The following is a 25,360-nucleotide window of genomic DNA, read 5'->3' on the forward strand; positions in this document are numbered from 1 at the left end:
TACTGTCATTTACATTCATTATTTTTAAGTTGAATCAAATTTACTATCCTACATAGTTCAATTTACAGGAAGTTCTTTTTAATTTCAATATAAAATGACAAATCAGCCACATTTATGTCTAAATCGTTGCAATTATTACTTTTTGTTATTATTTTATAAGAAAAAAAGCACTATTTAGCACAAAGTAGTTTTGGACAGATAACTGTGTATGAGGAAATTATTTTTAAAATCGTTAAAGATAAAAAAAGAACACTCTCTAATTCTTTAGAGTGTTCCGTTCTTATCGTCATCGTTTATCTTATTTTGTGTAGACGTTATATTCTCCGGTCAATGGATCCATCTTCATTAATGTTTCTGTTAATAGATCATACTTAAACATACCAACCATATTCGATATTTCTACCCCATCCACCTCATGAGCATAGCGAACTTCTACTTGATAGGTTTTTTCATCCTCTTTTGAGCTATAAAATTGATTGTCTTTTGCAGAAATACCCGTCATAGTTACAATTTTTTCTAATACCATGATTCGTTCTTCTTCGACTGACATTACGGGTACTTCGTTTGATGGTTCTGAACTGTTGCTTGAGCTTTCTGATGAAACCTCTGATGGTTCTGGCGAAACTGTTTCTACAGTTTCCATTGCGATATTTTCAGTTGTTTCTTTTTTAGCTAACCATGTTTTAATATCATCATCACTAGCCTTTTTAATGTCTTGGCCCGTTGCATCTCTGAAATCAGTTGCTGCTAATTCAGAAACTCTTTCCGTTTTATATTCTGAGTTTTCAAGAAGTGTCGCTGTTTTATCAGATTTAGCTTTCTCGGCTTGTGCAGTATTAATCTTTGTTTTCAATTCAGTTGCTTGGCTTTTTAACTCAGGGTAGTCAGATAACTCATTTGCTAACACATTTTCAATAGTGCCGGCTGCTTCATCTAATTTATCATTTTCAAATTGTGCTAAGCTAGCTTTGTACACTGTACGGTAGCCATCTTCAGCAGGTTGTGTTTGGTTAGATGAATCTACTTCTATTACACTGGAACTCGTTGATGATTCCATTGATGTATTATTTGTCGTTTCACCGCAGGCACTTAATACAAATAGACTAGTTGTCGCTATAAAAAAAATCGTTAATTTTTTAGTCATCTTTTAATTCCTCCTTTAAACATTTCTCTTCTTCATTATACCTTAAATTCTGCATCTTCCTACTGCTTTATTAAATATTTGTATAACCTCTTTGTTTCAACTATACTTACCTACAATAACTATATGAAGGGATGATCCTCATAAAAAACTTCCTAACTGAGTTTAAAGAGTTTGCCTTCAGAGGAAATGTTCTTGACCTAGCAGCCGGCATTGTTAATGGTGCTGCTTTTACAACAATTATTACTTCTTTGGTAGAAAACATTAGTATACTAGTAGTTGGTATACTAACTGGCGGTCATGATATTTCAGCATTATCCGTTACCATAGGATCCGCTAAGCTAGCATATGGATTTTTTTACAAGCTATTATTAACTTTTTAATTATGACTTTTTAATTACTGTACTTGTTGTTTTTATATTTATAAAAATGATTAATACCGCTGTTGCTAAGTTTAAACAAGAAGAAGGAATTGAAAAAACAGAAGTTAAAATTCCGGCCGCTGAACAATATTTGAAAGATATACGTAATTTGTTAGCTAAGGAAAGAATTCCTACTGATTTACCTTAAACACAAAAAAACTCTGAAGGAAAACTCCTTCAGAGTTTTTTTGGTCACTTTATTCTACTTGATAATCAGGGTTTTGATAGTTTTCTTTCTTCAAGCCTTTAATACTCATCATAATGACAAAACTAAACAGGTACAGTGCTGATAAAAATAACATAACGGCTAGTAAATTGTAATTATCTAAAATAACCCCAATTATTACAGAGGAAAAGCCTCCAACTGCTCGCCCAACGTTCAAAATAACATTATTAGCTGTCGAACGAATATGGGTTGGGTAAAGTCTTCCAACAATCGCCCCATAACCCGCAAACATCCCGTTAGCAAAGAATCCTACAACGGCTCCGCCTAACAATAAGGTCCACTCACTCGTTGCTGTTACAAAAAGAAAAACTGAGGCAGCAGAAGCTAATAGGAATAACCCGTATGCTGTTCTAGCACCTAATTTATCTAAAAGTCTACCAAACAACAGCATCCCAATACTCATTCCAATAATCGTAGAAATCATCCAGATAGATGAACCAGATACGGATAAACCTAAACTTTTTTGTAAAATAGATGGCAGCCAGTTCATTAGTCCAAAGTAGCCTGCAATTTGAACAGTAGCCATCAACATTAGCGATATAGTCAGTTTTGCCAATTTTGCTGTTTTAAATAACTCTTTAATTGAGATAGAAGGTCCATTTTTTTCTAGTTTTGTTTGTTTCCATTCATCTGTTTCATCTAGATGTTTACGTACTAAGATGGCCATAACGACAGGAAACAATCCAAATAAAAACAAGGTATTCCAGCCCAATGTCGGAATAATTAATGCTGCTAGAATGGCTGCTAAGATTGAACCCATTTGACCAGAAATTGTTACAATAGAAGTCATAGCGCCCATTTTCTTCCTAGAGAAAACTTCAGCAACCAACGCCATCCCTATTCCATATTCCCCACCAGCCCCTATACCCGCTAAAAACCGGAAAATATAGATTAAATAGATGTCATTTGCAAAGTACATCGCTGCAGTGGCAAACGCAAAAATATACACTGTATAACTAAACATCTTAACTCGGCCATGTTTATCTGCCAACACCCCAAATAAAACGCCCCCTAATAACATCCCTAGATTTGTTATCGTAGAGATCAGTCCTGCTGCCGCACTCGTTAGCTGCAATTGAGCAGTAATAGAAGATAGTGAAAAGGAAAGAAACATAATATCCATATTCTCTAATCCGTATCCTACTGCTGATGAAGCTAAAACTTTCTTTTGGTAGCCTGACATGGTTTGATTACCAGTTGCCGTTTGTTGTTCCATATTTTATTTTCCTCCTAAAACGAATGATCTCTGTCATTCATTATTTTATGGTATTAATAGTAGTATACGGACTATTCTATTTTTGAGCAACCCTTTTTGTGTCATTGTTTTAAAAAAACACCATGACAAAAGCCACGATGTTTCATTCTTTATTAGATACTATGAAAAATAGCATAAATTTCTTGCTTTTTACTCTCTCTCACTTTAGCTACCAGTTTAATGGCTTCCTTACTCGTAATTTCTTTTTCTTCCATTAAAAGATTTACGTGTTCTATTACCGATAAACTTTCCCACGAAGTATCTGGTTTCGCCATTAAAGAACCTTCACTATTTCCTTCGATAATTAAGCAAAATTCTCCCCTGATTTCTGAATTCGCGGCCCACTCGACCATCTCTTCTATCGTTCCACGGATAAATTCTTCGTAACGCTTAGTTAATTCGCGACAACAAACCATCTTCCGTTCTGGTCCAAATACAGTTAACATGTTTTTTAACACTTCTTTTAACCTGTGGGGCGATTCATACAAAATTAGTGTTTCGGGTCTGCAATTTAACTCTTCCAACTCATTTAGTTGCTCTTTTTTCTTCCGCGGCAAGAAACCATAAAAGTAAAAAGGCTGTGGTGCAATTCCTGATGCAATCAAAGCTGTTAATCCAGCATTTGCTCCTGGTAACGGAACAACTGGAATATCAGCTTCGATACAAGCAAGAACTAACTCATGTCCAGGATCACTAATAGACGGCATACCTGCATCACTAACTTGAGCGACTGCATCTCCTGCTAATAATTTTTCAATCAATTGATGGATTCGTTCTTTTGTATTGTGTTCGTGAAAACTGAGTTGAGGCGTCTTTATTTCAAAATGATTTAATAATTTCTGGGTGTTTCGTGTATCTTCTGAAGCGATTAAATCAACTTCTTTGAGTAATCTAATGCCACGAATAGTCATATCTTCTAGATTACCAATAGGTGTTGGAATGAGATACAGTATTCCTCTAACTTCTTTTTCAAAACTCTTTTGGCTTTTCAATTGGTTCCGCCTCCTTTACGTTTATTAAGTTGTTGTTTATTATACAAGATTGACTTAAATCTACCGGGAATTTAATTCCCTTTACTCGTAAAAATTGTTCTTTTTTTTTGCGAGACTGTTTTTTAAAAGCATATTCTGCTTTAGTGGCTTCGCTGCGTGTTTTAAACTCTTCTGCATAAATCATTTTAACCGGACGACGCGTGATTGGCTTCGTGTATTTAGCCCCTTCACCGGTATTGTGTTCTTTTTCTCTTCGAACTAAATCAGTTGTGTACCCGCCATAGAAACTTTCGTCTTTACAATATAAAACATAAAAATAACTAACTATTTTTCCCATATAGCATCTCTTCCACTTCAGGCAAATATTGATTGTCTTGACTGTAGACAATTAAAGGTGGCAAAATACGAAAGCCATTATCCTTTCCATCTTTGATCCCTTCAATCAACAATGTATTCGCTTCTTTATTCTCTTTAGGGTAAACAAATCTTATTTTTTTAGGTGCTAATCGATGTCTTTTCATTGCATCCAGTATCTCAAGTAGTCGGTCAGGACGATGCACAAAGTAAGCTTTCCCATTCATCTTCAACATTCCACTCGTTACTTTCATTAGTTCATCTAAATTTGTATGCAATTCATGTCTAGCAATCGCCAAATGAGAATTAGGATTTTTAATACTCGTGCCTTCGTTAGCAAAATAAGGCGGGTTACATGTAACAATATCAATGGAATCCTTCTTTACCCACTTTAGCGCTTCATTTATATTTCCTTCAACAACTGACAACTGGTCTTCCAGATAATTCATTTGAATACTGCGTTCTGCCATATTCACCAAACGTGGCTGAAGCTCAATCCCCACAATAGAGCTTTTGGTTTTCTTACTCAATAATAGACCGACAACTCCGTTTCCTGCACACAGGTCTACAATTTTTGCTCTGTTATGTTTGGGTACTTGAGCAAATTCTCCTAGTAATACAGCATCCAAAGAAAACGAAAAAACAGATGGGCTTTGAATAATTTTTAATTCATGACGGATGAGTTGATCTATTCGCTCGTCTTCTTGTAACCATTCTTCCATGCATGACACTCCTTTATTGATGTTAATCATCCTCCATTATAGCATAAAATAAACCAACAGCTGAGCTATTGGCTTATTTTATACTATAGATATAAGTTAAATGGTTACTATGATTTTACCAATATTTTCATTAGATTCCATGTAACGGTGAGCTTTTTCAACTTCTTCTAAAGAAAATATAGTATCAATAACGGGTTTTATCGTACCCAATTCTAGATAAGGCATAACCACCTTTATAAACTCTTGAGTAAGTTTAGCTTTATAAGCATCGCTACGAGGCGTCAATAATGTTCCTTTCAACGTCACTCGTTTAGTTAATAGTTCCAATAGATTTACTTCTTTTACAATTGATCCACCTAAGGTACCAATCAAAATCAAACGGCTGTCTTTTTTTAAACTTTCTATATTTTTCTCCCAATACGAAGCACCGACAAAATCAAGAATCAAATCTACTCCTTCTTGGTTGGTACAAGCTAAAACTTTTTCTGAAAAATCTTCTTCTTTATAATTAATCGTTTCACTTGCTCCTAGGTTTTCACAAACCGTTAATTTCTCTTTCGATCCAGCTGTTGTAATAACACGAGCTCCAATAATATGCTTGGCTATTTGAATAGCAGCAGTCCCTACACCACTAGCACCTGCATGAATTAAAACTGTTTCTTCTGGCTTAAGTTCTCCTAGCCAACACAACGTTTGGTAAGCCGTCAAAAATACTTCAGGAATGGCAGCACCACAATCGAAACCAATATTTTCAGGTAACAGTATTGCACGATCTACCGGTAAAACAGCATATTGGGCGTAACCGCCTTGATTAACTAATCCTGCTACTCTAGTTCCTGGTTTAAATCGCTTATCTGTTCCTGGATTTTCCACAACTATCCCAGAAACTTCAACACCTAATATTGGATAAGGAGCCTTTAATAACGTATTGGCTCGTGTCAGTAAATCTGTACGGTTTAACGCTGCTGCTCTAACCTCTATCAGTAATTCAGTAGACTTTGGAATAGGCTTTTCTCTTTGTTCGATGATTAATTGAGATGAGTCTCCAGGACGCACGATGCTGACTGCTTTCATCATGATTAACCCTTCCTTTCTTGAATAAAAGGTGGTAAAAAGAAAGAGCTTCTTTTTACCACCTTTTATTTAACTATCTTACAAATTAAATTAGTTCGCTTGCTTCTTTCAATTCGAATGTTGCTTCTGAATGAGCTTTAAGGAACGTGTCAGATTCAGAATCATTCTTAAGAGTAATTTCCTCTATCGTTTCATCTGAATGAATCATTGTAAAAATAAAACTTGTGGAATTTTTTTGCCGGGTCAAAAATTCTTGTAACTCAATACTTGTCATTTTATTAAATTGATGCATGACGAATTCCACCTTTCTTAAATTTAAGTTCTTTATTAATTTCAATATACCATTCAAAGTAAAAGATTTCTAATAATACACTCCAACAGAATTTGATTTATTTGAACATGCCAAATAATTTCTAGTATAAAATTCACTAGTATAAAGACTGGAATACTAACTGAATTTTGAACTGCGCAGGTAAAAGTTTGCGCTTTTAATTAAACAGTCATAAATTTATCTGTATTTTTCTTTGTTAATGGAATGGCTAACAGGACTAATAGAACCGTTTTTGAATAAACACCAATAAATACAGATACACTCAATACAATATCCGCTACTACATAAAATGCTTTGAATAAAACTAATGCTCTAGGTTTTCCAATATTGTACCTGCAATATGCAACGAGATGACAGCTATAAATAAAACGATTAAAGGAACTAGTTGAAAATGAAGATAGTTCTTTTTAGTCTATGGCTAACTGTTCAACTAGTTATTATTTTTTCCCTTCGGTTGTTATTAGATATTTTTGAAAATAAAAAAAGATAATTTCGATTAACTGAACCGAAATCATCTTTATAAATAAATAGTATTTTATTTATCTGTAGTCCATTCAACCGTTACACTCATCTTTATCTTCTTTCACCATAGATGACATCTAAACAAAAAGCACATGGCTCATCGTTCATCCGACGCGAACCATAAAAAACATTGCAGACGTGAAAACCATCTTCATACAACTTTTCTAAATTCAAACGTGATTTGCTCATCTCCGGCTCCACAATTTCCTCATTTGAACGTTGCAACTTTTCAAGATCATTTAATCGATCTCTTAGATGCTGATTTTCGATTTGCAGAGTGGCATTTTCTTCGACGAGTGCTTCAACCTCACTTCTTAAATCAGAAATTTGATGTAAAGTAGCATCCGTATCTTTTTCCAACTTCGTAAAGCTATCATATAAAGTTTTTTTATCCATTCCTTATCACCCACTCTTTACTATGATATTTGTCCCATTTTTTATTTTTTAATCTTTTGCCAATAACAAGGTTAATTGTTCAAAAACACCTTGTGCATTTACATTACTTTCTAATTTTTTTCGGCTTTGCAAAATAATTTCAATCGCTCGGGACAAATCTTTACCGTTAAATTGTGTTGCTAATTCCCCTATTTGCTCTTCATGCTGTGGATAAGCTAAGATATCTATTACTTTATAATGTGTCTTTAGCACATCACGATAGGCCAATAACAGCAAATCAATTAAAAGTAAATACTGATTTCTCTCTTTAAAATGAGACATGATATCCGTTTGGACAAAAACAAAACTTTCATCTTTCTTATTTGTGATTTGAACAAACCATTTAAACCCTATTTTTGCAGCTTCGTTAAACCATTCATCCTGATTCATCAAAATAGCCGTCTCTAAACTATTCGTTAACTGTACGAGTAAAGCAGATTGATGATTTTTGGTTTCTTTTTTATCTAACTCAGTTAATAATTGTTGTTTAGATAAATTACGAAAATGAATTAGTTGGCAACGAGATAAGATTGTTGGTAAAAGTCGTTGCTTAGCTGTCGTCAATAAGAAAGCTACCGCTTTACCATTAGGTTCTTCTAAAAATTTTAATAAGCTATTAGCCGCTCCAGCAGTCATTTTCTCAGCATCTTCTATAATAAATACTTTTTGCTGACCTTCAACTCCACTTTTTGAAAACTCTGCTTTTAATTGTCTAACCTGTTCTACTTTGATCGATAAACCATCAGGAGCAATTTCTATCACATCTGGATGAACCTGTTTCAACACACGCAAGCAAGAAGTGCACTCTTGGCAAGGTAAACCATCAACTAGATTTTGACAAAAAAGCGAGGCTGCCACCCATAATGCCATATCTTTTTTCCCAGTTCCAGAAACACCTTCAAAAAGGTAGGCATGAGTCAATTGGTTTTTTTCCATCGTTTTTTGTAGCTGTTTATAAATAATAGGTTGAATACTTCTCAAATTATTTTCTATTTTTATCACGACCTATAATTAAAATTGTTCAAAACGTTCAACAGGCATCACGAATACAGTTGCACCACCTACTTGAACTTCTACAGGGTAAGGCATATTCGTTTCCATCGAAACATCTAAACTAACAGGTGGTGTCATGAATTGCTCTCTTGACTGACAAGTTTCGCGAATAATAGTTAACACTTCATCCACACGCTCATCCGCAACGCCAATGATAAACGTTGTATTCCCAGCTCTTAAAAAGCCACCAGTAGTAGAAGATTTTGTCGCTGGTATTCCAGAATCAACAAATTCATTGGATAAACGATTGCTGTCTTTGTCTTGAATGATAGCTATAATTAATTTCATATTGGTCGACCTCTTTCATTTTTTATAGTTGTCTGAAATACTCTAACACAATCACATAACAATCTGATATCACTTTTTCTAGTTCTTGATTCGCATTTACAAGCACCATTCGAGTTGGATTTTTTTCCACTAAGTCCAAATAGGCTGAGCGAACAGATTGATGAAATGTTAAATCTTCTTGATCTAATCGGTCAAATTGACGAATATCTTTATTCTTATTGATACGTTCTAGTCCTATATGTGCTTCTACATCTAAATAAAGGGTTATATCCGGCGAAAGACCTTCTGTTGCGAATTGATTGATGGCAGCAATCTGCTCTATACCAATTCCTCTAGCAACCCCTTGATAAGCCAAAGAACTATCAACAAAGCGATCACAAACCACTATTTTTTCTTCGTTTAAAGCAGGAATAATTTTTTCAACCAAATGTTGCCTTCTAGCTGCCGCATATAGTAAAGCCTCTGTTCGTACATCCATTTCAGTATGTTCAGGATTTAATATTAATTCCCGAATTTTTTCGGCGATTTTACTACCTCCAGGCTCTCTTGTAGCCACTATTGCTTGAGCTAAGCTTTCTTCTAACTTAGGCAATAAAGAATGGATGACACTTGTTTTTCCTGAACCATCTGGGCCTTCGATTGTAATAAATATTCCCTTCAATGCACAAAACTCCTTTAATTCTTACTTTTAATCCTTATCTATTATTATACTGCATATAGAAGAAACAGTCTAATACCATTTACATCCACTCTTTTTATGAAATAATAAATTCAACTACTCTATTTGCTACCCAAATTACTACCCAAAGAAATTACGTTACATTTGATTAAACGATTAATTACAATCCTTTTACTTTAAAACCCATTTATTAAATTTCAGAATCAATCATCTGAAATCAAATAAATGGGTTCGCTTGTTCATTCTTTCCTATCAGACGATTTAACTCTTTGTTGTATCTCCCTTTATCTTTCGTTTGCGTGCTTCTTTAAATAAGTAGAAATATTTAATTTCAGCTAATTTGGTTTGAGCAAAGAGCAATCCATCTTTTTCATATACAGATTGTTCAATTTTTTTTGCATATTCCCAGTCCTGCTTTGTTTGTTTCATCAGATTAAATAACTCTTTATCGTATTGATTGCGCAAACTAATTTTTTTTTTGAACAGCACGAGCATACTCCTTTTTTTATCAGATGTTTTTACTTTACTTATTTCATTCTATTTCACGACGTCCTTCAACAGCTTTAAGCAATGTAATTTCATCCGCATATTCAATATCACTACCTACTGAAAGTCCATGAGCCAAACGAGTTACTTTTATTCCAGCCGGCCGTATTAATCGTGACAAATACATCGCTGTTGCTTCGCCCTCAGCTGTTGCATTCGTTGCAATAATAACCTCATTAACTTCTTCAGATTGTAATCGTCTAATTAGACTTGGGATATTAATGTCTTCCGGTCCAGTTCCTTCAATCGGTGATAATACTCCATGCAAAACATGGTACAACCCATGATATTCTCGCATTCTTTCTAAAGATATAACGTCTTTAGGATCTTCAACCACTAATACAATACTTCTGTCACGGGACTTATCTTGACAGATAGGACAAGGGTCTTCTTGTGTAATGTGCCCACAAATGGAACAATAGTTTAAGTCACGTTTGGCACTAATTAATGCCTTAGCAAAATCTGTCACATCATCTTCTTTCATATTGATGGTGAAAAAAGCTAATCGAGCTGCTGTCTTAGCACCAATTCCGGGAAGTTTCATATAACTGTCCATTAATTTAGTTATCGGTTCAGGATACAAATAAACTCCATTCCTTTCTTTAAAAAATAGCAGATAATTAAAATAAAAAGAGTGAAAAAAACGGGACCCATCTTGGAATCCCATTTTTAGTGTTTAATTACAGGTATTAGTCAAATTATCCCTTCATTACGTTTTACATACCTGGGATATTTTTAGTATATTTCCCCATTGTTGCTTCTGTTTCAGCTTCTATTTTTGCCAACGCATCATTGGTAGCTAAAACAATTAAATCTTCTAGAATTTCAATATCTTCTGAGTCTACTGCTTCTGGTTTGATTGAAATTCCTTTCATTTTACGGTCTCCAGTTAATATTACACTAACTAAGTCTCCACTGGCTGTTCCTATGAATTCTTTTTCATTCAAAGCTTCTTGCGTTTCCCCCATTTCTTTTTGCATTTTTTGCATTTGTTTCATCATACCTTGCATATCGCCCATTCCACGCATGTTATCTCTCCCTTTCCATTCCTATTATTTATTTAATCATTTTTTACTTCAACCATCTTTTCTCCAAATAGAGTCATGGCCTCAGTGACTATCTTATCATCCTCTTCAGAAGGTGGCACAAAATCCTCTAAACTATCCCATTCAGAAGTATCCACAGCCTCTAGTTGCTTTTTAACAGGTGCAAATGCTTTCTCCTTCTGTTCAATGGTTTGATCGGGCTTTGTAACTTGTCCAACTGTTTCATGCTCTACTAGTTTCTCATTTGAAGGCTGACTTTTAAGTTGTTTAACATATTGTCCCCTAATAATTGGCCACTGTTCACCTGGCACACATATCACTTGCGGTCCATATCCTACAAGTTTTCCCAAAAACTGTTTAACGGCTTCCATTAACTCACTGTCATTCGTTGCTTTTTGACATAAGATATCGTAATCAAATGAAACAATTAATCCGCTCGGACCCGCAGCAACCGGTGTTGAAGCTTTTAACATCGCTCGCTGAGTAACAGATAGCATATTTAACAAATCAGGCCAAACATTTTTCAACTGTGTCAAATTTTCCCTAGTTGCTTCTTTTAAGACACTATAGATAGCAGTTGTGTTCGGCGTAAATTGATTATTACCAGCCTTTTTAGATGCTGGTTTCGTTTTTTTAGTACCTGTTTTCGAGCTACCATTTACCATTAAAGATTGCATTTGTTTTTTCATTTGTAAGAGTTCATTTTCTAACTCAGTTATTTTTGGGTTATCGAATGTTGTCGGTATTTCTTCTTGTTTGGATTCTTGTTGTTTTGATGAAACTGTAAAGTTTGAATGAATAGCTTCCAACTGAGTCAACCTGACCGTAGCTACTTCTAAATATACATCGGGGTGATTAGTGAAACGTAGTTCTGTTTGTGTTCCATTCAGAATCACAATCATTTGATACAGTGAATCGGCTGAAATAGTGTCACTTAATGCCTTAAATGCCGTATCAACTTTAGCGCCATCTAGTAGTTCATTCATTTGAGGAGCTTGTTGATAAACTAGTAGGTCGCGACTGAATAGAATCAAGTCTTCCACAAAACGCGCAGCATCTTTTCCATCAGCTAAGATTTCTTGTAGTAAGGAAAGTCCTTTTTTTGTATCATGGGTTACAATTGCTTCAAAATAGTCCAACATTAATTCTTGAGTTAAGCTCCCGGTAACACTCATTACATCTTCAACCGTTACCTTATCATCTCCATAAGAAATGGCTTGGTCCAAAATGCTTAAAGCATCACGCATTCCACCTCCTGCTGATCGTGCAACAATGGGCAAAGCAGCTTCTTCAAACTCAAGCTTTTCTTGATTTAAAATATAACGCATCCGGTCACAGATATCTCGCGTATTAATTCGTTTAAAATCAAATCGTTGTGTTCTAGATATGATGGTTAAAGGAATCTTGTGCGGCTCTGTCGTTGCTAAGATAAAGACAACATTTTTTGGCGGCTCTTCCAACGTTTTCAATAATGCATTAAACGCTCCACTTGAAAGCATGTGGACTTCATCAATAATATAAATTTTGTAATCCGCACTAGTAGCTGCATATTTCGCTTTATCACGGATATCACGAATTTCTTCGACACCATTATTACTAGCTGCATCAATTTCAATGACGTCATTTAATTGACCATTTGTGATGGCTATACAGGTCTCACACTCATTACAGGGTTCTCCATCTTTTAAAAAATGACAGTTAATGGCTTTAGCAAATATCTTAGCTCCACTTGTTTTTCCTGTTCCACGAGGGCCCGTAAAGAGATAGGCATGGCTTGTTTTTTCTTGCATCAAGGCATTTCTCAATGTTTGTGTGATGGCTTTTTGCCCGGCAATATCTTGGAACCTTTGAGGGCGCCATACGCGATAAAGTGCTTGATAAGTCAATGCTTCTCTCCCCTTCTTAACCCTGTAGTTGCTACTTTGTATTATACGTTATTTGACTAGAAAATTAAACCTCGATCTTCTTTGTCAACGAACTTCGTTAGCTAGTAAACTTTAGTTTACTAATTAATGTTTATTTCTTTCAGGCAACAAAAAAAGTTTTTGATTTTAAAAATCAAAAACTTTTTTTATTCTACTATGTACGTACAGCACATGGACAAGCAAACTTAGTGCTGCTTCCTTCCGGATCTGACACGATTCGTAAGTTCTCCATTGCCATACGGCCTTGCGGCATCTCTTATTATAACGCAAAGTGTAAATAAAAGCTAGTCCTTTTTAACCAATTTCAAATTGAGTGCTTCTTTCTTTCTTTTTATCTTAATTCTATTAAGATTTCCCATCTAATTTTTTTATCTGTATTTTATGTCGTACGATAAGATACTGTTAGAAATATGGAATACAATATATCTGTTTTATTGACAAGTTAAGTGTACTACTCGTGTAATACAGACACGAAGTCTCCTTGAGCGACTTTTTTTAACGCTAGTGTATTAATCGAGTAGTACAACAAGATGTAGGAGGTTGCTATGAATATTCATTTTAACAAGCGAGACCCAATTTATTTACAAGTTGTCCGATACTTTAAACAAGAAATTGCTGTTGCTCACTTAAAACCAGGTCAAAAAATTCCTTCAAGACGAGAACTTACAAGTCAATTAAACATCAAACCTAATACTGCTCAAAAAGCTTATAAAGAAATGGAAAACCTTGGATTGATTTACACTGAAGGCAATTCACCTGGTAAAATCACTGAAAATACTATTGTGTTGAAAAAGGTTCGTGAGGAATTGATTGATGAAGCCACAGATAATTTCATCACAGCCATTAAACCCATTAACGTTCCACTAGATGAAATTGTTGGTTTAGTCAAAAAAAATATACTGAAAATCAAAAAGACAAGGAGGATACAAATGATTGAAGTGAAAAATGTCATTAAAACATTCGGCAAGAAAAAAATTTAAAAGGCCTATCCTTTACCGCTGAAAAAGGGCAAATTACTTGTTTGATTGGAATTAATGGTGCTGGTAAAACAACCATTTTAAATGCGATTATGAATCTAACTCCTCTCAATAGCGGTGAAATATTAATAGATGGTAGACAATTGACTAAAGAAAGTTATCAAACCATTGCGTTTATTCCTGATACCATTGCAATGCTTTCACAGATGACCATTAAACAGGCCGTGAATTTCATGAAAAATTTTTATCTAACTTGGAACCAAAAACGAGCAGATGAATTATTAGAGTTCTTTCAGTTAGCCAAAGAAGAAAAAATTGCTAATCTTTCAAAAGGGAATACTGCTGAAATTAATTTATTGCTTGGTTTAGCTTTAGATGTTGACTACTTATTAATGGACGAGCCTTTTTCAGGAATTGATATTTTTAGCCGTGAACAAATCACCAATATTTTTACCAGCCACCTTATCGAAGACCGTGGTGTACTGATCACAACCCATGAAATAAATGATATCGAGCACCTGATTGATAAAGTTATTTTAATCGATGACGGTATCGTTGTGAAAGATTTTAAAGCTGAAGATATGCGTGAACAAAAACAGAAATCAATTATCGATGTCATGCGGGAGGTTTATATAAAATGAAAAACTATCTAAAACTAGTTCATTTTGAACTGAATCGATTTATAAACATATATGTGGCGTTAACCGTTATAATCCTTATTTCTCAATTTACAGGAATCATTTTACGATCTCAAAATTATGTATCTACTGTCAAGCGGACGCTTCAAGAGGGTTCTATATCCATAGAACAATATTTTGTTGATCATTCTCCATTTACAATGATTGACATGACAAACAGTGGCTGGTTCATACTTTTTATTGTCTTCAGTATTGCTGCTTTAATTTTTTATAGTTTTCTTATTTGGTATCGTGATTGGTTTGGGAAAAATGCTTTTATCTATCGCCTTTTAACGTTACCAACCAATCGTATCTATCTGTTTTTTTCTAAGTTGACCCTTATTCTTTTAACGGTGTTAGGCTTAGTAGCTACTCAATTAATTTTACTTCCAATTGAATCTGCTCTGTTCACTCAACTTTTACCTGACTATTTGAGATACAATCTTTCAACCCAAACGATTATTTCTTCTTCACAATTTTTAATTGTTTTATTTCCTAATTCGTTTATTCTTATCGCTTTACAGATGATAAAATCAATTTATATACGACATCTTTAAGCAATTTAGGTGATTCGTCTAAAAAACCAATAGATTTATCCGTTTCTCAAGACTCGATAGAATGGCACAGCATAAAAAATGATAACCTTTATTTAGTTTCTGCAACTAAGCAATCTCCACTTAAAAAACAACTCTTAATTTATGATATAGTTAACGAAAAATTAATTTACGAAGGTTCCATTGAACCTATTTCTAATAATACTCAAACTAAGAAAAATGGCTTAATTATTAATTATGGTTTAATGGAATAAAAAAAAAGAAGCCGTTGGGCTTCTTTTTTTATTTAGTTAACGGTCTCCATTAAAAATAGAGTTTTTTACAATTACATAGTTTACTTTACGAAGTGCTTCAATATCCTTACCGCCTGCATAAGAAATAGAAGATTGTAAGTCTTGTTTCATCTCTAACAATGTGTTTGAAATATCCCCTTTAGGTGCCACCATTATCTTTTTGCCTTCAACATTTTTATGTTCCCCTTTTTGAAACTCAGAAGCACTTCCATAATATTCTTTGTACATTTTCCCATCTATTTCAAGTGCTTCACCTGGAGACTGATCATGCCCTGAAAAAACAGAACCTATCATCACCATTGTCGCCCCAAAACGAATAGATTTAGCAATATCACCGTTATCTCGAATTCCGCCATCAGCAATTATCGGTTTACGAGCAGCTGTTGAACACCAGCGAAGTGCAGCTAACTGCCATCCACCTGTTCCAAAGCCTGTTTTCAACTTAGTAATGCAAACTTTCCCTGGACCGATACCCACTTTTGTAGCATCCGCTCCTGCATTTTCTAATTCACGCACAGCTTCTGGTGTTCCAACATTTCCAGCAATTAGAAAGGTATTTGGCAAATGTTTTTTGATGTGTTGAATCATATTAATTACTAAATCAGAGTGACCATGTGCGATATCAATCGTGATGTATTCAGGGATTACATTTTCTTCAGCTAACGCCTTAATGAAGTCATACTCTGTTGCTTTTACCCCGACACTGATAGAAGCGTACAATTCTTTTTTATGCATATCGATTATAAATGGGCGACGTTTTTCTTCTTCAAACCGATGCATCACATAAAAATAATCATTCTCAGCGAACCAGATAGCTAATTCTTCATCAATTACTGTCTGCATGTTAGCCGCAACAACTGGTAATTTAAACGTGCGATTACCCAATTTCACACTTGTGTCACATTCTGTTCTACTCTGCACAATACTTTTATTCGGAATCAGTTGGATGTCTTCATAATCAAAAACTTTCATTAGCTTGAAAACCTCTTTCTCTTCTTTATTGTCTGCTTATTCTATATTATCAGTGATTTTTATACCCACAAACGAACATTAGCTTAATTCTCTTCGAAAATAGTTCGCTCACTAACCAATTTACCGCATTTCTTTTTATTTGTCAAAGTCTATTCTACTTTTCCGCGTTTTTTAAAACATGTTTTATAGGAAAAACACCATTCTTATCTTTTAAACACGAATAATATGTTTGCCCAAGTATAAAAGATACGTTTTTTAATCAAAAAAAAAGCTCCCCTACTCTCAGTGACATTCAACCGAAAATAGCAGAACCTTTCTATACTAAACACTTGATTTTTTTCATAAGCAAACTATTAAACTCTCGTAAAACCGGCTAATGTTTCCTCATCTAAACCAACCAAACTATCTAAATTAGCTCCGATAGACATACCGATTGTCCATTGGTACGATTCTGAAATTTGACCATAATAGAGATAAACGCCATGTTCTCCGACCGCCATGCTAGCTCGATAAACGCCTGCAGAGTCATAACTTTCTCCATCATCCCTATAGGATAAAATAAATTTCTCTTCAGTGAAGTTGATACCGTCACTAGACGTACTGTATCTAATTGCACCTCGTACACCTATATTTGTATCATTATCATTGTTCAATAAGTAATACGTATCATCAAACTTTTGAACACTTGGGTGCCAAGTATGAACATTCTGTCCAGCAGTATTAATTTTAACAACTTCACTCCAATTCTTGCCGTCTAAACTTTCTGCATAGTGAACTTCCCAATCACGATTGAACCACATTTTATATTTGCCCTCTTCATAGATAACGGAAGGTGAGATATACTGTAAGAAGTTATTAGAGGAGGCCGAAATCATTAGTTCAGGCATCGTCCAATTTAATGCATCTGTTGTTTTGATACGGTATAACGTTTCTGTAATAGTAGCATTTTGAACTTGGCGATACCAAAGCTCTAATTCATTTGTTGTATTATTGTAAACCAGATGTGTATCTGAATTATAGGCATTTTCAATTTCAATCGGTACTAATGGATTTAAAATATTTTCAGGAACTACCCAATTAATTCCATCGTGACTAGCCACAACACTTGGGTTTTCTTTCTGATCATCTCCATATGGATAAGGCGTAAAACCCATCCAATATTTATAGCCATTCCAATTGTTTTCAAATTGAATAACTGAAGGGTGTGTTGCTTGATTTGTGCGTCCCGCCCAATCACTTCCATCATCATAAACAGTCGGAAGAGGTAAGAATATTTGAGAATTGGGTCCATTTTCGGCTATTACTCCTACGATGAATTTTACAGCTGCTACTTGACCTGTGTCGACTTCAACCATAATAGTCACTCTTCCATCTCTGATTGTTGTAATTACTCCTGTAGCTGGATCAACCATTGCGATGTCCGGATTCTGAGACCACCAGTATTCCCATTTCGGTTTTAGTGCATTACCTGGATTATAAACTACCTCTAAGCGGTCTATCGTTTCACCAACTTCCAAATTTGTTCTAGAAGAATCAATGCTAATAGATTCAAGAGGTTCCTCCGCTGGAGTTGATGAATCACTTACCGCCAGCAGTGCTCCTGCTTCTTGTCCTGTATCGACTTCAACCATAATCATTGTCGTTCCTGCTCGATACGTTGTAATCATACCTGTTCCTGCATCAACTGTTGCGATATCCGGATTTGTGGACCACCAATATTCCCATTTAGGTATTAGTGCATTACCTGGATTATAAACTACCTCTAAGCGGTCTATCGTTTCACCAATAGATGAGGCAGTTGTCGGTGGCGTAACACTAATAGATTCAAGAAGTTCCTCCGCTGGAGTTGATGAATCACTTACCGCCAGCAGTGCTCCTGCTTCTTGTCCTGTATCGACTTCAACCATAATCATTGTCGTTCCTGCTCGATAGGTTGTAATCATACCTGTTCCTGCATCAACTGTTGCGATATCCGGATTTGTGGACCACCAATATTCCCATTTAGGTATTAGTGCATTACCTGGATTATAAACTACCTCTAAGCGGTCTATCGTTTCACCAATAGATGAGGCAGTTGTCGGTGGCGTAACACTGATGGATTCAAGAAGTTCCTCCGCTGGAGTTGATGAATCACTTACCGCCAGCAGTGCTCCTGCTTCTTGTCCTGTATCGACTTCAACCATAATCATTGTCGTTCCTGCTCGATAGGTTGTAATCATACCTGTTCCTGCATCAACTGTAGCGATATTCGGATTTGTGGACCACCAATATTCCCATTTAGGTATTAGTGCATTACCTGGATTATAAACTACCTCTAAGCGACCTATCGTTTCACCAATAGATGAAGCAGTTGTCGGTGGCGTAACACTGATGGAATCTAATATAATAGTTTCGGGGGTACCTACTGTGAGTGTGTCTTGTGGTGTTTTTTGTGCTATTTCTTGTGGTGTGCCTTGTGGTATTTCTTGTGATGTGTCTTGTGGTATTTCTTGTGATGTGTCTTGTGGTATTTCTTGTGATGTGTCTTGTGGTATTTCTTGTGATGTGTCTTGTGGTATTTCTTGTGATGTGTCTTGTGGTATTTCTTGTGGTGTTTTTTGTGGTATTTCTTGTGATGTGTCTTGTGGTATTTCTTGTGATGTGTCTTGTGGTATTTCTTGTGGTGTTTTTTGTGCTATTTCTTGTGATGTGTCTTGTGGTATTTCTTGTGGTGTTTTTTGTGCTATTTCTTGTGATGTGTCTTGTGGTATTTCTTGTGATGTGTCTTGTGGTATTTCTTGTGATGTGTCTTGTGGTATTTCTTGTGATGTGTCTTGTGGTATTTCTTGTGATGTTTTTTGTGCTATTTCTTGTGATGTTTTTTGTGCTATTTCTTGTGATGTTTTTTGTGCTATTTCTTGTGATGTGTCTTGTGGTATTTCTTGTGATGTGTCTTGTGGTATTTCTTGTGATGTGTCTTGTGGTATTACTGAAAGTTGATCATCTTTTCTTATCTCTTCTAATAAAAATTCTTTTGGCTCTTCTGTCTCTTCAGCTGATACTTCAGATATATCTATATTCACTAGCATAATACCAACTAACGGAAAAATCCAAATTGCTCGTTTAATCATAGTTTCGCCTTCTTTCTTAATTATCAAAAAATCATTAAAAAACAACGGATTTTAAATCTTTAACTTAATCTTTCTAATCAGCATCTTAACCTCAGCCCTCCTCTACTAATAAAATGTCAATTTAAATTTTCATTAGAAATCGTTTGGTATAAATTTAAATTCGCTTCATCTACTCCTACCAAATTATTTAAATCTGGACCAATAGAAAGACCGATTGTCCACTGATAAGCACTAGAAACTTGACCATAATATAAATACACCCCTTGTTCTCCAATAGTCATACTTGCTCTATATACCCCAGTTGAATCATAACTCAAGCCATTTGCAGTAAAACCCAAAATGAATTGTTCTTTAGTGAAGTGGATACCATCATTGGACGTACTATAATATATTTTTCCACCAGCACCTGTATTCGTATTATTGTCATTATTTAATAAGTAATAAGTCTCATCTATTTTACAAACATGCGGATGCCATGAGTGAATAGGATTATTTTCACTATCGACTGGGATGGGATCACTCCATTTTTTTCCATCTGAGCTTTCTAAGTAATAGATATACCAATCACGCATGATCCACATTTTGTATTTTTTTTCTTCATAAATAATAGAAGGAGAAACATACTGCAATAAATTTTTTGAATCGACTATCAGTTTTTCTGGAGCTGTCCACTGGATGGTATCACTTGATCTAACACGATAAAGAATTTCTTTTTTTTGCCTATTGTTCACATAGCGATACCATAATTCTAATTCGTCAGTGTCATTGTTGTATAATAAGTGGCTATCAGAAAGATACGTATCAAAAAGATATGCAGGTATAGTCTTATTAGAAACGATAGGATTTGATACATTAGGAGGTACCATCCAATTAATACCATCATGACTAGCAACTAAACTAGGGTTCTCTTTTTTATTATTTCCGTATGGATATGGGGTAAATGTCATCCAATACTTATAGCCCTTCCATTTATCCTTAAATTGAATAACTGATGGATGTGTTGTTTGATTCGTTCTGCCAGTCCAGTTTGTTCCATCATTATAAGGTGTAGGGATTGTTAGAAATGTTTTTGAATTTGATTCAGGAAAATTGTCATTGAGTTTGATGCGTTTTGGGAGAGGATGCTTCGTAGCTTTCTTAACTAGTTTTGATAGGCTTATTAGAGATAAAGCAACAAAACTTAAACTTGCAGTAAGAGAGATTATTGGCTTCATCATCTTTGACGGTGTAATGTCGTCATGAATAATGATCAATTTATCTCGGACATTCGGGGATAACTTAGTTACTTTTCTTGAAATGTTCCTTATTTTCACTAATGAAACAGTTATTAAAAAGAACAAACCTAGCAATTGATGCCTAAATTTTTTAGCCATCTTCTACCTCCTTTTTATTCCGTTACTTATCATCCATCGGTTTAAAAAATGTCTTAGCTTTCAATTAACCTTATTATGCTTGTTATTTTAGCTGTTTTCAACTAAAACGCTACCAAATGTACACGTTTAGACTGATTATCCCTTCATAAAAAAGACACATTTACTTATCAGTCCCATTAATTCGATCAGGTTCTACGTGAACGTCAATATCGATTATACCATAGGAGTCTTTTAGAACTCGTTCTACATTTTCTGTAATTTGATGACCTTGAAGCACGGTCAAAGTAGCATCAACCAAAATCGTCACATCCACATAAATATTCGCTCCGTACTTTCGTGCCTTAATATCTTCAACTGAAAGGACATTTGGTATACTTAAAATACTGGTTTTATATCTTTTCAAGTCTTCTGTATTAAACCCATCAGAAAGAGAGAACACACTATCTCGAAAAATCTCTACACCCGTTTTGATAATAATAACCGCTACAATAATGGCCATCGCGCCGTCCATCCAAACGTAACCTAGCATTGAACCGATAATAGCTATCGTTGTTCCTAAACTTGTCAGCGCATCACTGAAATTATCTTTTGCAACCGCTTTTAATCCATCACTATTAATTTTTTTTGCAAGAGTTACGTTATAAAAATAAACTCCCAGCATAATAATGGCACCTATAAATCCTATCAGCCCAGTAATTTTTTCAGGCGCGACATTTTCTCCTTCAATAATGCGATTAAAGCTAGAATAAAAAACTTGAATCCCTACTAATAACATAACAAAAGAAGTAACCAAACTTGCAATTGTTTCTGCTTTCCAATGTCCATAAGGGTGGTCATCATCTGCTGGCCTTCTAGCTAACTTTAGTCCAACTAAAACAGCTACAGAAGAGAAAACATCTGTTAAATTATTTAACCCGTCTGCTCTCAAGGCGACAGATTGATACGTAATACCAACAAATATTTTAGTCAAAGAGAGAACAATGTACGCTACAATACTTACTATCGCTCCTTTTTCAGCTCTTTTTAATTCTTCATAACGTTCTTGCATCCCAATTTGCCCCTCTTTAACTTATTTGATAGTTATTTTTTAATTTATTTCATTTTATTTTATGCTCTTTATAAAAGAAAGATAATAGAATCATTCTTTCAACTTAAATATGTAAACACCTATTTTTGAAACATGAATTGTATTTTATCACTTTATTTCTTTTGGTACAGGATATGTTTAATTTTGACTAATGATTTATATAAACGAATTAAAAGATGATACACATAAACAGCGGCCTGGTTTTTATGTTAAAATAATAGCAGTTTACTATGTTCTAAAGAATGGAGTGTTACTTATGAAAGTTGGATTTATCGGAATAGGAAATATGGCTAGTGCCATTATCAAAGGAATCATTGAAAAAAATTACATGAATAGTGAAGACATATATCTATATAGTAGAACAAAAGAAAAATTAGTTGTTTTCGCAGCCGAAACAAAAACGACTATCTGCTCCTCAAATGAAGAGTTGATTGCTAACGTAGACATTGTTGTGCTGGCTGTTAAACCTAATGTGCTTGCTGAAATACTACCTAACTTAAGTTCAGCTATTGAAAAACACCATCCTCTATTAGTCTCCATAGCTGCCGGGACATCCCTTCAAAAATTAACTAATTTAATTGGAGTAAAATCTACAAATTCTATCATTCGAGTGATGCCAAATCTGAATTCGGTTATAGGTGAAGGTATGACTGCTGTTTGTGGAAATAGTTTTTCTTCTCCCGAACAAGTCCAGTATATATTAGGTATGTTTAAATCGATAGGTGAAAGTATCGAGCTAGCAGAAAAAGATTTTAGTACTTTTATTGCTATTGCAGGTAGTTCACCAGCCTATACCTTTCTCTTTATTGATTCCTTAGCCCGTGGAGCTGTTAAAAATGGTATGCCTAAAGAACTAGCTACAAAAATTGCTGCCCAAGCTGTATTAGGCAGTGCAAAGTTAGTCTTGGAAAGTGATCAATCTCCTTGGAACCTAATCGATCAAGTTTCTTCACCTGGTGGTACAACCGTTGCAGGAATTGTCGCTTTAGAAGATGAAAAATTTATTTCGACAGTTATTAAAGGTGTCGATGCTACTATTGCAAAAGATCAAGAACTAATGAACGATTAGTATCTTCCTTAAAGTTAATTTAGTCTTTTTGCATTTCGTTTAACCCTTTTAGTTCAGCTTTTTCTATTTTTTTACGTTTGCGTAATTCTCTAAAAAAATTTGTTAATAGCGCGCTACACTCAGACTCAAGAATACCCTGCTCTATTTCTACTTGATGATTAAAACGACTATCTGTTAACAAATTCATTAATGTGCCTGCTGTTCCGCCTTTGGGATCTGCTGCTCCATAATACAATTCTTTAACACGTGATAAAATCATTGCGCCACTACACATTGAACAGGGTTCTAATGTAACAAATAACTGAGCATCTTCTAAACGCCAATTTCCAAGTGTTTTGTTTGCTTCTCTAATGGCAAACATTTCAGCGTGTGCTGTTGCATCATGACTTTCTTCCCGATCGTTATGCCCTCGTCCTATGATCCGACCATTTAGAACGATGATTGCTCCAATAGGTACTTCTAATTTTTTTCTAGCCTTTTTAGCTTCTTTAATCGCTTCACTCATAAAGTATTCTTTTTCTTGTAATGTCAGCATAAGTCCAGCCTTTCTTAATTTATTACTGTTATCATATCATAACTCATCTACAAACTTGAGGGGAAATGTTAGACTACAAAGAAATATAGCAATAAAAGAGGAACTTACTATTTAGTGAAACGAGGTGTTGTCTTGGAATTTAATGAAATCAAACTTATTTATCCTGATGCTCAATTAACAAACTTATCTGTAGAAAACTCTGATCTTATTTCTTTCCCTTTTAAAAACCAATGGATTCAATTCAAACAAGAAAATAAATCTCCATCTGAAATTAAATTATTGCAGCTTTTGTTTGCTTCAAAAAAAACTAAAGTTGCTTCAATGGCCTCAAAATGGCAAAATTATTTAATTAATGGACTAGAACTTCCATCCTTAACTTTTAATAACGATTTCCGTATTATCCAATTCGCTCTTTTAAAAAAAGATTCCTATTTTGAAAAAAAAACTTGGCTTAATGCTTTCAAAAGTATCTTTAGCAACAGTGAAGAAGCCTTTTTTATAGATGAAAATTCTGGGTTATTGATTCAAAAAAAATCTGATGACCAATTAACTTTAGATGAACTTTCAGGTATCATCCAAACGCTTGATGATGACTTTTCAATTAAGACCATTTGCTATATTGGTCAATTTTGGCCGATTGACAAAGAGTTTAAAACAATTTTTAAAGAAGAACAGTTTATTTTTGAAAAACAAAAAAATAAAGGTAAATCTCTGCTTTCATTACCTATCGTTGCCTTAAGTTATTACACCTCTGAAGCCTTAGAAAAAAGTGCGCTCATGCATATATTAAAACAAAAATATACTAGTCAACCTGAGTTAAAAGAATTGATCTTAGCTATGTGGCACAGTCAAGGAAATATCAGTTTGGCGGCTAAGTCATTATATGTTCATCGAAATACATTGCAGTATCGAATAGATCGATTTCACGATATAAGTGGCTTGTCTTTACGTAATATGAATGATTTATTGCTTTGCTATTTATTAATTTTTTAAAAATTATCTTTACAGGTTTATAAAAAGTACTATAAAAATAAGAGACTGGGACAAATGTGTCCCAGTCTCTTTCTTGCATATCCGAATTTTTATTCTAGAGCGTGCTTCAAAAAGCAAACCCAACATCCACTTCACGAAAAATGCTCGATGGTCTGCAATCAACGAGCGATTTTCGTGAAGTAATTTTGGTCTAAACACTTTATGTCCCACTCCGTTATTTTTAATTCAACTTTTTATCGTTTTACTTTATCTTTAACTTCGCCTACAAAATCTTCTGCTTTTCCAGTTGCTCTTTCCTTCTTATCCATGAACATATCTTTAAATTCATTCGTTGCATCTTTCAAATGACCCGTATAAGCTCCAACTTGTCCTTTTAAATCGCTGACTTTATCAACAACTTTTAATAAGTTTACAACCTCTTCGTCAGATAAATTTCCAACAACATCTAAAGCTTTTTCATTACCTTTTAGTTTATCTTTAACAAAATTTTTCGCTTTTTGGCGATTCATGTAGGCTTCTATCTTAAGCATAGTTCTATCAGATGCGGATAAAATAACAGCCCCTACCGCCATTGTAGCGCCTAAACCTACTAGTAAGTTACGTGTACTTCTTTTCATAAATATTCACATCTCCCTTTATTCTATCTGTACCTTAATCATAACAGAAAAAAAAAAAAGATACGAATAAAAACACCTGACATCATTGAGCA

The 25,360-nt window shown here is 34.6% G+C and carries 28 protein-coding genes and 1 other RNA gene; 7 read left to right on the forward strand and 22 right to left on the reverse strand.

Translation table 11 applies throughout. The features are described from left to right. Nucleotides 1-298: 298 nt before the first annotated feature. Nucleotides 299-1,144: a hypothetical protein gene (locus BR44_RS06585; RefSeq protein WP_034551400.1), complete on the reverse strand. Its 846-nt coding sequence runs from the start codon at nt 1,142-1,144 to the stop codon at nt 299-301. A gap of 131 nt (nt 1,145-1,275) precedes the next feature. On the opposite strand from BR44_RS06585, the gene BR44_RS11890 reads away from it, so the two are divergent. Next, the gene (locus tag BR44_RS11890) at nt 1,276-1,524 is read left to right on the forward strand and encodes an MscL family protein (protein ID WP_245592932.1); all 249 of its coding nucleotides are present in this window, start codon (nt 1,276-1,278) and stop codon (nt 1,522-1,524) included. A gap of 46 nt (nt 1,525-1,570) precedes the next feature. Next, nucleotides 1,571-1,711 (forward strand): hypothetical protein, encoded by a 141-nt coding sequence (locus tag BR44_RS11895; RefSeq protein WP_245592933.1) that lies wholly within the window; start codon nt 1,571-1,573, stop codon nt 1,709-1,711. Nucleotides 1,712-1,760: 49 nt separating this feature from the next. Here the strand turns inward: BR44_RS11895 and BR44_RS06595 are convergent, their stop codons facing one another. The 15 genes from BR44_RS06595 to ffs all read right to left on the reverse strand — a co-directional run bounded on the left by BR44_RS06595 (nt 1,761) and on the right by ffs (nt 13,254). Continuing rightward, on the reverse strand, nt 1,761-3,005 hold the full coding sequence (locus BR44_RS06595) for an MFS transporter (protein ID WP_034551401.1): 1,245 nt from the start codon (nt 3,003-3,005) through the stop codon (nt 1,761-1,763). Nucleotides 3,006-3,157: 152 nt separating this feature from the next. Next, nucleotides 3,158-4,036, reverse strand: coding sequence for a 16S rRNA (cytidine(1402)-2'-O)-methyltransferase (gene rsmI, locus BR44_RS06600; RefSeq protein ID WP_034551404.1), 879 nt, complete (start codon nt 4,034-4,036; stop codon nt 3,158-3,160). Next, nucleotides 4,014-4,373, reverse strand: a complete 360-nt coding sequence (locus BR44_RS06605; RefSeq protein ID WP_034551407.1) for a GIY-YIG nuclease family protein — start codon at nt 4,371-4,373, stop codon at nt 4,014-4,016. Before BR44_RS06605 ends, rsmI begins: the two co-directional genes overlap by 23 nt. Then, nucleotides 4,357-5,112 carry a tRNA1(Val) (adenine(37)-N6)-methyltransferase gene (locus BR44_RS06610; RefSeq protein ID WP_034551408.1) on the reverse strand — a complete coding sequence of 252 codons (756 nt, stop codon included), beginning with the start codon at nt 5,110-5,112 and terminating at the stop codon, nt 4,357-4,359. The genes BR44_RS06605 and BR44_RS06610 overlap by 17 nt, the downstream gene beginning before the upstream one ends. 96 nt (nt 5,113-5,208) lie before the next feature. Continuing rightward, nucleotides 5,209-6,186, reverse strand: coding sequence for an NAD(P)H-quinone oxidoreductase (locus BR44_RS06615; RefSeq protein WP_034553064.1), 978 nt, complete (start codon nt 6,184-6,186; stop codon nt 5,209-5,211). Between the two features lie 85 nt (nt 6,187-6,271). After that, nucleotides 6,272-6,478 carry a hypothetical protein gene (locus BR44_RS06620; RefSeq protein WP_034551409.1) on the reverse strand — a complete coding sequence of 69 codons (207 nt, stop codon included), beginning with the start codon at nt 6,476-6,478 and terminating at the stop codon, nt 6,272-6,274. A 612-nt stretch (nt 6,479-7,090) separates the two neighbouring features. Next, nucleotides 7,091-7,435: a DNA replication initiation control protein YabA gene (locus BR44_RS06625; RefSeq protein WP_034551411.1), complete on the reverse strand. Its 345-nt coding sequence runs from the start codon at nt 7,433-7,435 to the stop codon at nt 7,091-7,093. 48 nt (nt 7,436-7,483) lie between these two features. Beyond that, nucleotides 7,484-8,476 carry a DNA polymerase III subunit delta' gene (gene holB / locus BR44_RS06630; protein WP_245592934.1) on the reverse strand — a complete coding sequence of 331 codons (993 nt, stop codon included), beginning with the start codon at nt 8,474-8,476 and terminating at the stop codon, nt 7,484-7,486. Between the two features lie 9 nt (nt 8,477-8,485). Continuing rightward, on the reverse strand, nt 8,486-8,815 hold the full coding sequence (locus tag BR44_RS06635) for a cyclic-di-AMP receptor (protein WP_034551412.1): 330 nt from the start codon (nt 8,813-8,815) through the stop codon (nt 8,486-8,488). Between the two features lie 22 nt (nt 8,816-8,837). Beyond that, on the reverse strand, nt 8,838-9,476 hold the full coding sequence (gene tmk / locus BR44_RS06640) for a dTMP kinase (protein WP_034551415.1): 639 nt from the start codon (nt 9,474-9,476) through the stop codon (nt 8,838-8,840). A 279-nt stretch (nt 9,477-9,755) separates the two neighbouring features. Next, nucleotides 9,756-9,989: a YaaL family protein gene (locus BR44_RS06645; RefSeq protein WP_034551417.1), complete on the reverse strand. Its 234-nt coding sequence runs from the start codon at nt 9,987-9,989 to the stop codon at nt 9,756-9,758. A gap of 37 nt (nt 9,990-10,026) precedes the next feature. Beyond that, a complete protein-coding gene (recR, locus tag BR44_RS06650; protein ID WP_281173133.1) occupies nt 10,027-10,623 on the reverse strand; it encodes a recombination mediator RecR in 597 nt (198 codons plus the stop codon). Nucleotides 10,624-10,756: 133 nt separating this feature from the next. Further along, complete coding sequence (locus tag BR44_RS06655) at nt 10,757-11,068, reverse strand: YbaB/EbfC family nucleoid-associated protein (protein ID WP_034551419.1); 312 nt, start codon at nt 11,066-11,068, stop codon at nt 10,757-10,759. A gap of 32 nt (nt 11,069-11,100) precedes the next feature. Then, nucleotides 11,101-12,972: a DNA polymerase III subunit gamma/tau gene (gene dnaX, locus BR44_RS06660; RefSeq protein ID WP_034551421.1), complete on the reverse strand. Its 1,872-nt coding sequence runs from the start codon at nt 12,970-12,972 to the stop codon at nt 11,101-11,103. A gap of 195 nt (nt 12,973-13,167) precedes the next feature. Continuing rightward, nucleotides 13,168-13,254, reverse strand: an RNA gene (ffs, locus tag BR44_RS11305) — signal recognition particle sRNA small type. Nucleotides 13,255-13,556: 302 nt separating this feature from the next. Between ffs and BR44_RS06665 the strand changes: the two genes are divergently transcribed. From BR44_RS06665 to BR44_RS06675, 3 genes are read left to right on the forward strand one after another with little or no spacing between them, the layout of a single operon-like run. Continuing rightward, nucleotides 13,557-13,991: a GntR family transcriptional regulator gene (locus tag BR44_RS06665; RefSeq protein ID WP_245592935.1), complete on the forward strand. Its 435-nt coding sequence runs from the start codon at nt 13,557-13,559 to the stop codon at nt 13,989-13,991. Between the two features lie 41 nt (nt 13,992-14,032). Next, entirely contained in the window at nt 14,033-14,629 is a 597-nt protein-coding gene (locus BR44_RS06670) for an ATP-binding cassette domain-containing protein (protein ID WP_245592936.1), read from the forward strand. Beyond that, nucleotides 14,626-15,222: a hypothetical protein gene (locus BR44_RS06675; protein ID WP_051912588.1), complete on the forward strand. Its 597-nt coding sequence runs from the start codon at nt 14,626-14,628 to the stop codon at nt 15,220-15,222. Before BR44_RS06670 ends, BR44_RS06675 begins: the two co-directional genes overlap by 4 nt. Nucleotides 15,223-15,509: 287 nt before the next feature. Here BR44_RS06675 and guaC read toward each other — a convergent pair whose 3' ends face one another. The 4 genes from guaC to BR44_RS06695 form a co-directional block, all read right to left on the reverse strand. Next, nucleotides 15,510-16,484 (reverse strand): GMP reductase, encoded by a 975-nt coding sequence (guaC, locus tag BR44_RS06680; protein WP_034551424.1) that lies wholly within the window; start codon nt 16,482-16,484, stop codon nt 15,510-15,512. 353 nt (nt 16,485-16,837) lie between these two features. Continuing rightward, a complete protein-coding gene (locus BR44_RS06685; RefSeq protein WP_034551426.1) occupies nt 16,838-19,594 on the reverse strand; it encodes an Ig-like domain-containing protein in 2,757 nt (918 codons plus the stop codon). Nucleotides 19,595-19,710: 116 nt separating this feature from the next. Next, nucleotides 19,711-20,967, reverse strand: coding sequence for a hypothetical protein (locus BR44_RS06690; protein ID WP_034551429.1), 1,257 nt, complete (start codon nt 20,965-20,967; stop codon nt 19,711-19,713). A gap of 160 nt (nt 20,968-21,127) precedes the next feature. After that, entirely contained in the window at nt 21,128-22,015 is an 888-nt protein-coding gene (locus BR44_RS06695; protein ID WP_034551432.1) for a cation diffusion facilitator family transporter, read from the reverse strand. Between the two features lie 295 nt (nt 22,016-22,310). Here BR44_RS06695 and proC point away from each other — a divergent pair, with 295 nt between their 5' ends. Beyond that, complete coding sequence (gene proC, locus BR44_RS06700; RefSeq protein WP_034551434.1) at nt 22,311-23,123, forward strand: pyrroline-5-carboxylate reductase; 813 nt, start codon at nt 22,311-22,313, stop codon at nt 23,121-23,123. 19 nt (nt 23,124-23,142) lie between these two features. Here proC and tadA read toward each other — a convergent pair whose 3' ends face one another. Continuing rightward, nucleotides 23,143-23,658, reverse strand: a complete 516-nt coding sequence (gene tadA, locus BR44_RS06705) for a tRNA adenosine(34) deaminase TadA (RefSeq protein WP_034551436.1) — start codon at nt 23,656-23,658, stop codon at nt 23,143-23,145. Between the two features lie 132 nt (nt 23,659-23,790). Between tadA and BR44_RS06710 the strand changes: the two genes are divergently transcribed. Beyond that, entirely contained in the window at nt 23,791-24,651 is an 861-nt protein-coding gene (locus BR44_RS06710) for a helix-turn-helix domain-containing protein (RefSeq protein WP_034553076.1), read from the forward strand. Between the two features lie 233 nt (nt 24,652-24,884). On the opposite strand, the gene BR44_RS06715 is transcribed toward BR44_RS06710, so the two are convergent. Further along, nucleotides 24,885-25,268, reverse strand: coding sequence for a hypothetical protein (locus tag BR44_RS06715; protein WP_034551438.1), 384 nt, complete (start codon nt 25,266-25,268; stop codon nt 24,885-24,887). Nucleotides 25,269-25,360: the final 92 nt, after the last annotated feature.

The sequence above is a fragment of the Carnobacterium funditum DSM 5970 genome, from assembly GCF_000744185.1.
GTDB classification, from domain to species: Bacteria; Bacillota; Bacilli; order Lactobacillales; family Carnobacteriaceae; genus Carnobacterium_A; species Carnobacterium_A funditum.

Bases quoted from the DNA above. Each gene is read 5' to 3' on its own strand.
- BR44_RS06585 (WP_034551400.1), bottom strand. From the start codon at position 1,144: ATGACTAAAAAATTAACGATTTTTTTTATAGCGACAACTAGTCTATTT.
- BR44_RS11890 (WP_245592932.1), top strand. From the start codon at position 1,276: ATGATCCTCATAAAAAACTTCCTAACTGAGTTTAAAGAGTTTGCCTTC.
- BR44_RS11895 (WP_245592933.1), top strand. From the start codon at position 1,571: ATGATTAATACCGCTGTTGCTAAGTTTAAACAAGAAGAAGGAATTGAA.
- BR44_RS06595 (WP_034551401.1), bottom strand. From the start codon at position 3,005: ATGGAACAACAAACGGCAACTGGTAATCAAACCATGTCAGGCTACCAA.
- BR44_RS06605 (WP_034551407.1), bottom strand. From the start codon at position 4,373: ATGGGAAAAATAGTTAGTTATTTTTATGTTTTATATTGTAAAGACGAA.
- BR44_RS06610 (WP_034551408.1), bottom strand. From the start codon at position 5,112: ATGGAAGAATGGTTACAAGAAGACGAGCGAATAGATCAACTCATCCGT.
- BR44_RS06615 (WP_034553064.1), bottom strand. From the start codon at position 6,186: ATGAAAGCAGTCAGCATCGTGCGTCCTGGAGACTCATCTCAATTAATC.
- BR44_RS06620 (WP_034551409.1), bottom strand. From the start codon at position 6,478: ATGCATCAATTTAATAAAATGACAAGTATTGAGTTACAAGAATTTTTG.
- BR44_RS06625 (WP_034551411.1), bottom strand. From the start codon at position 7,435: ATGGATAAAAAAACTTTATATGATAGCTTTACGAAGTTGGAAAAAGAT.
- BR44_RS06635 (WP_034551412.1), bottom strand. From the start codon at position 8,815: ATGAAATTAATTATAGCTATCATTCAAGACAAAGACAGCAATCGTTTA.
- BR44_RS06645 (WP_034551417.1), bottom strand. From the start codon at position 9,989: ATGCTCGTGCTGTTCAAAAAAAAAATTAGTTTGCGCAATCAATACGAT.
- BR44_RS06655 (WP_034551419.1), bottom strand. From the start codon at position 11,068: ATGCGTGGAATGGGCGATATGCAAGGTATGATGAAACAAATGCAAAAA.
- BR44_RS06665 (WP_245592935.1), top strand. From the start codon at position 13,557: ATGAATATTCATTTTAACAAGCGAGACCCAATTTATTTACAAGTTGTC.
- BR44_RS06675 (WP_051912588.1), top strand. From the start codon at position 14,626: ATGAAAAACTATCTAAAACTAGTTCATTTTGAACTGAATCGATTTATA.
- guaC (WP_034551424.1), bottom strand. From the start codon at position 16,484: ATGAAAGTTTTTGATTATGAAGACATCCAACTGATTCCGAATAAAAGT.
- BR44_RS06685 (WP_034551426.1), bottom strand. From the start codon at position 19,594: ATGATTAAACGAGCAATTTGGATTTTTCCGTTAGTTGGTATTATGCTA.
- BR44_RS06690 (WP_034551429.1), bottom strand. From the start codon at position 20,967: ATGGCTAAAAAATTTAGGCATCAATTGCTAGGTTTGTTCTTTTTAATA.
- BR44_RS06695 (WP_034551432.1), bottom strand. From the start codon at position 22,015: ATGCAAGAACGTTATGAAGAATTAAAAAGAGCTGAAAAAGGAGCGATA.
- proC (WP_034551434.1), top strand. From the start codon at position 22,311: ATGAAAGTTGGATTTATCGGAATAGGAAATATGGCTAGTGCCATTATC.
- tadA (WP_034551436.1), bottom strand. From the start codon at position 23,658: ATGCTGACATTACAAGAAAAAGAATACTTTATGAGTGAAGCGATTAAA.
- BR44_RS06715 (WP_034551438.1), bottom strand. From the start codon at position 25,268: ATGAAAAGAAGTACACGTAACTTACTAGTAGGTTTAGGCGCTACAATG.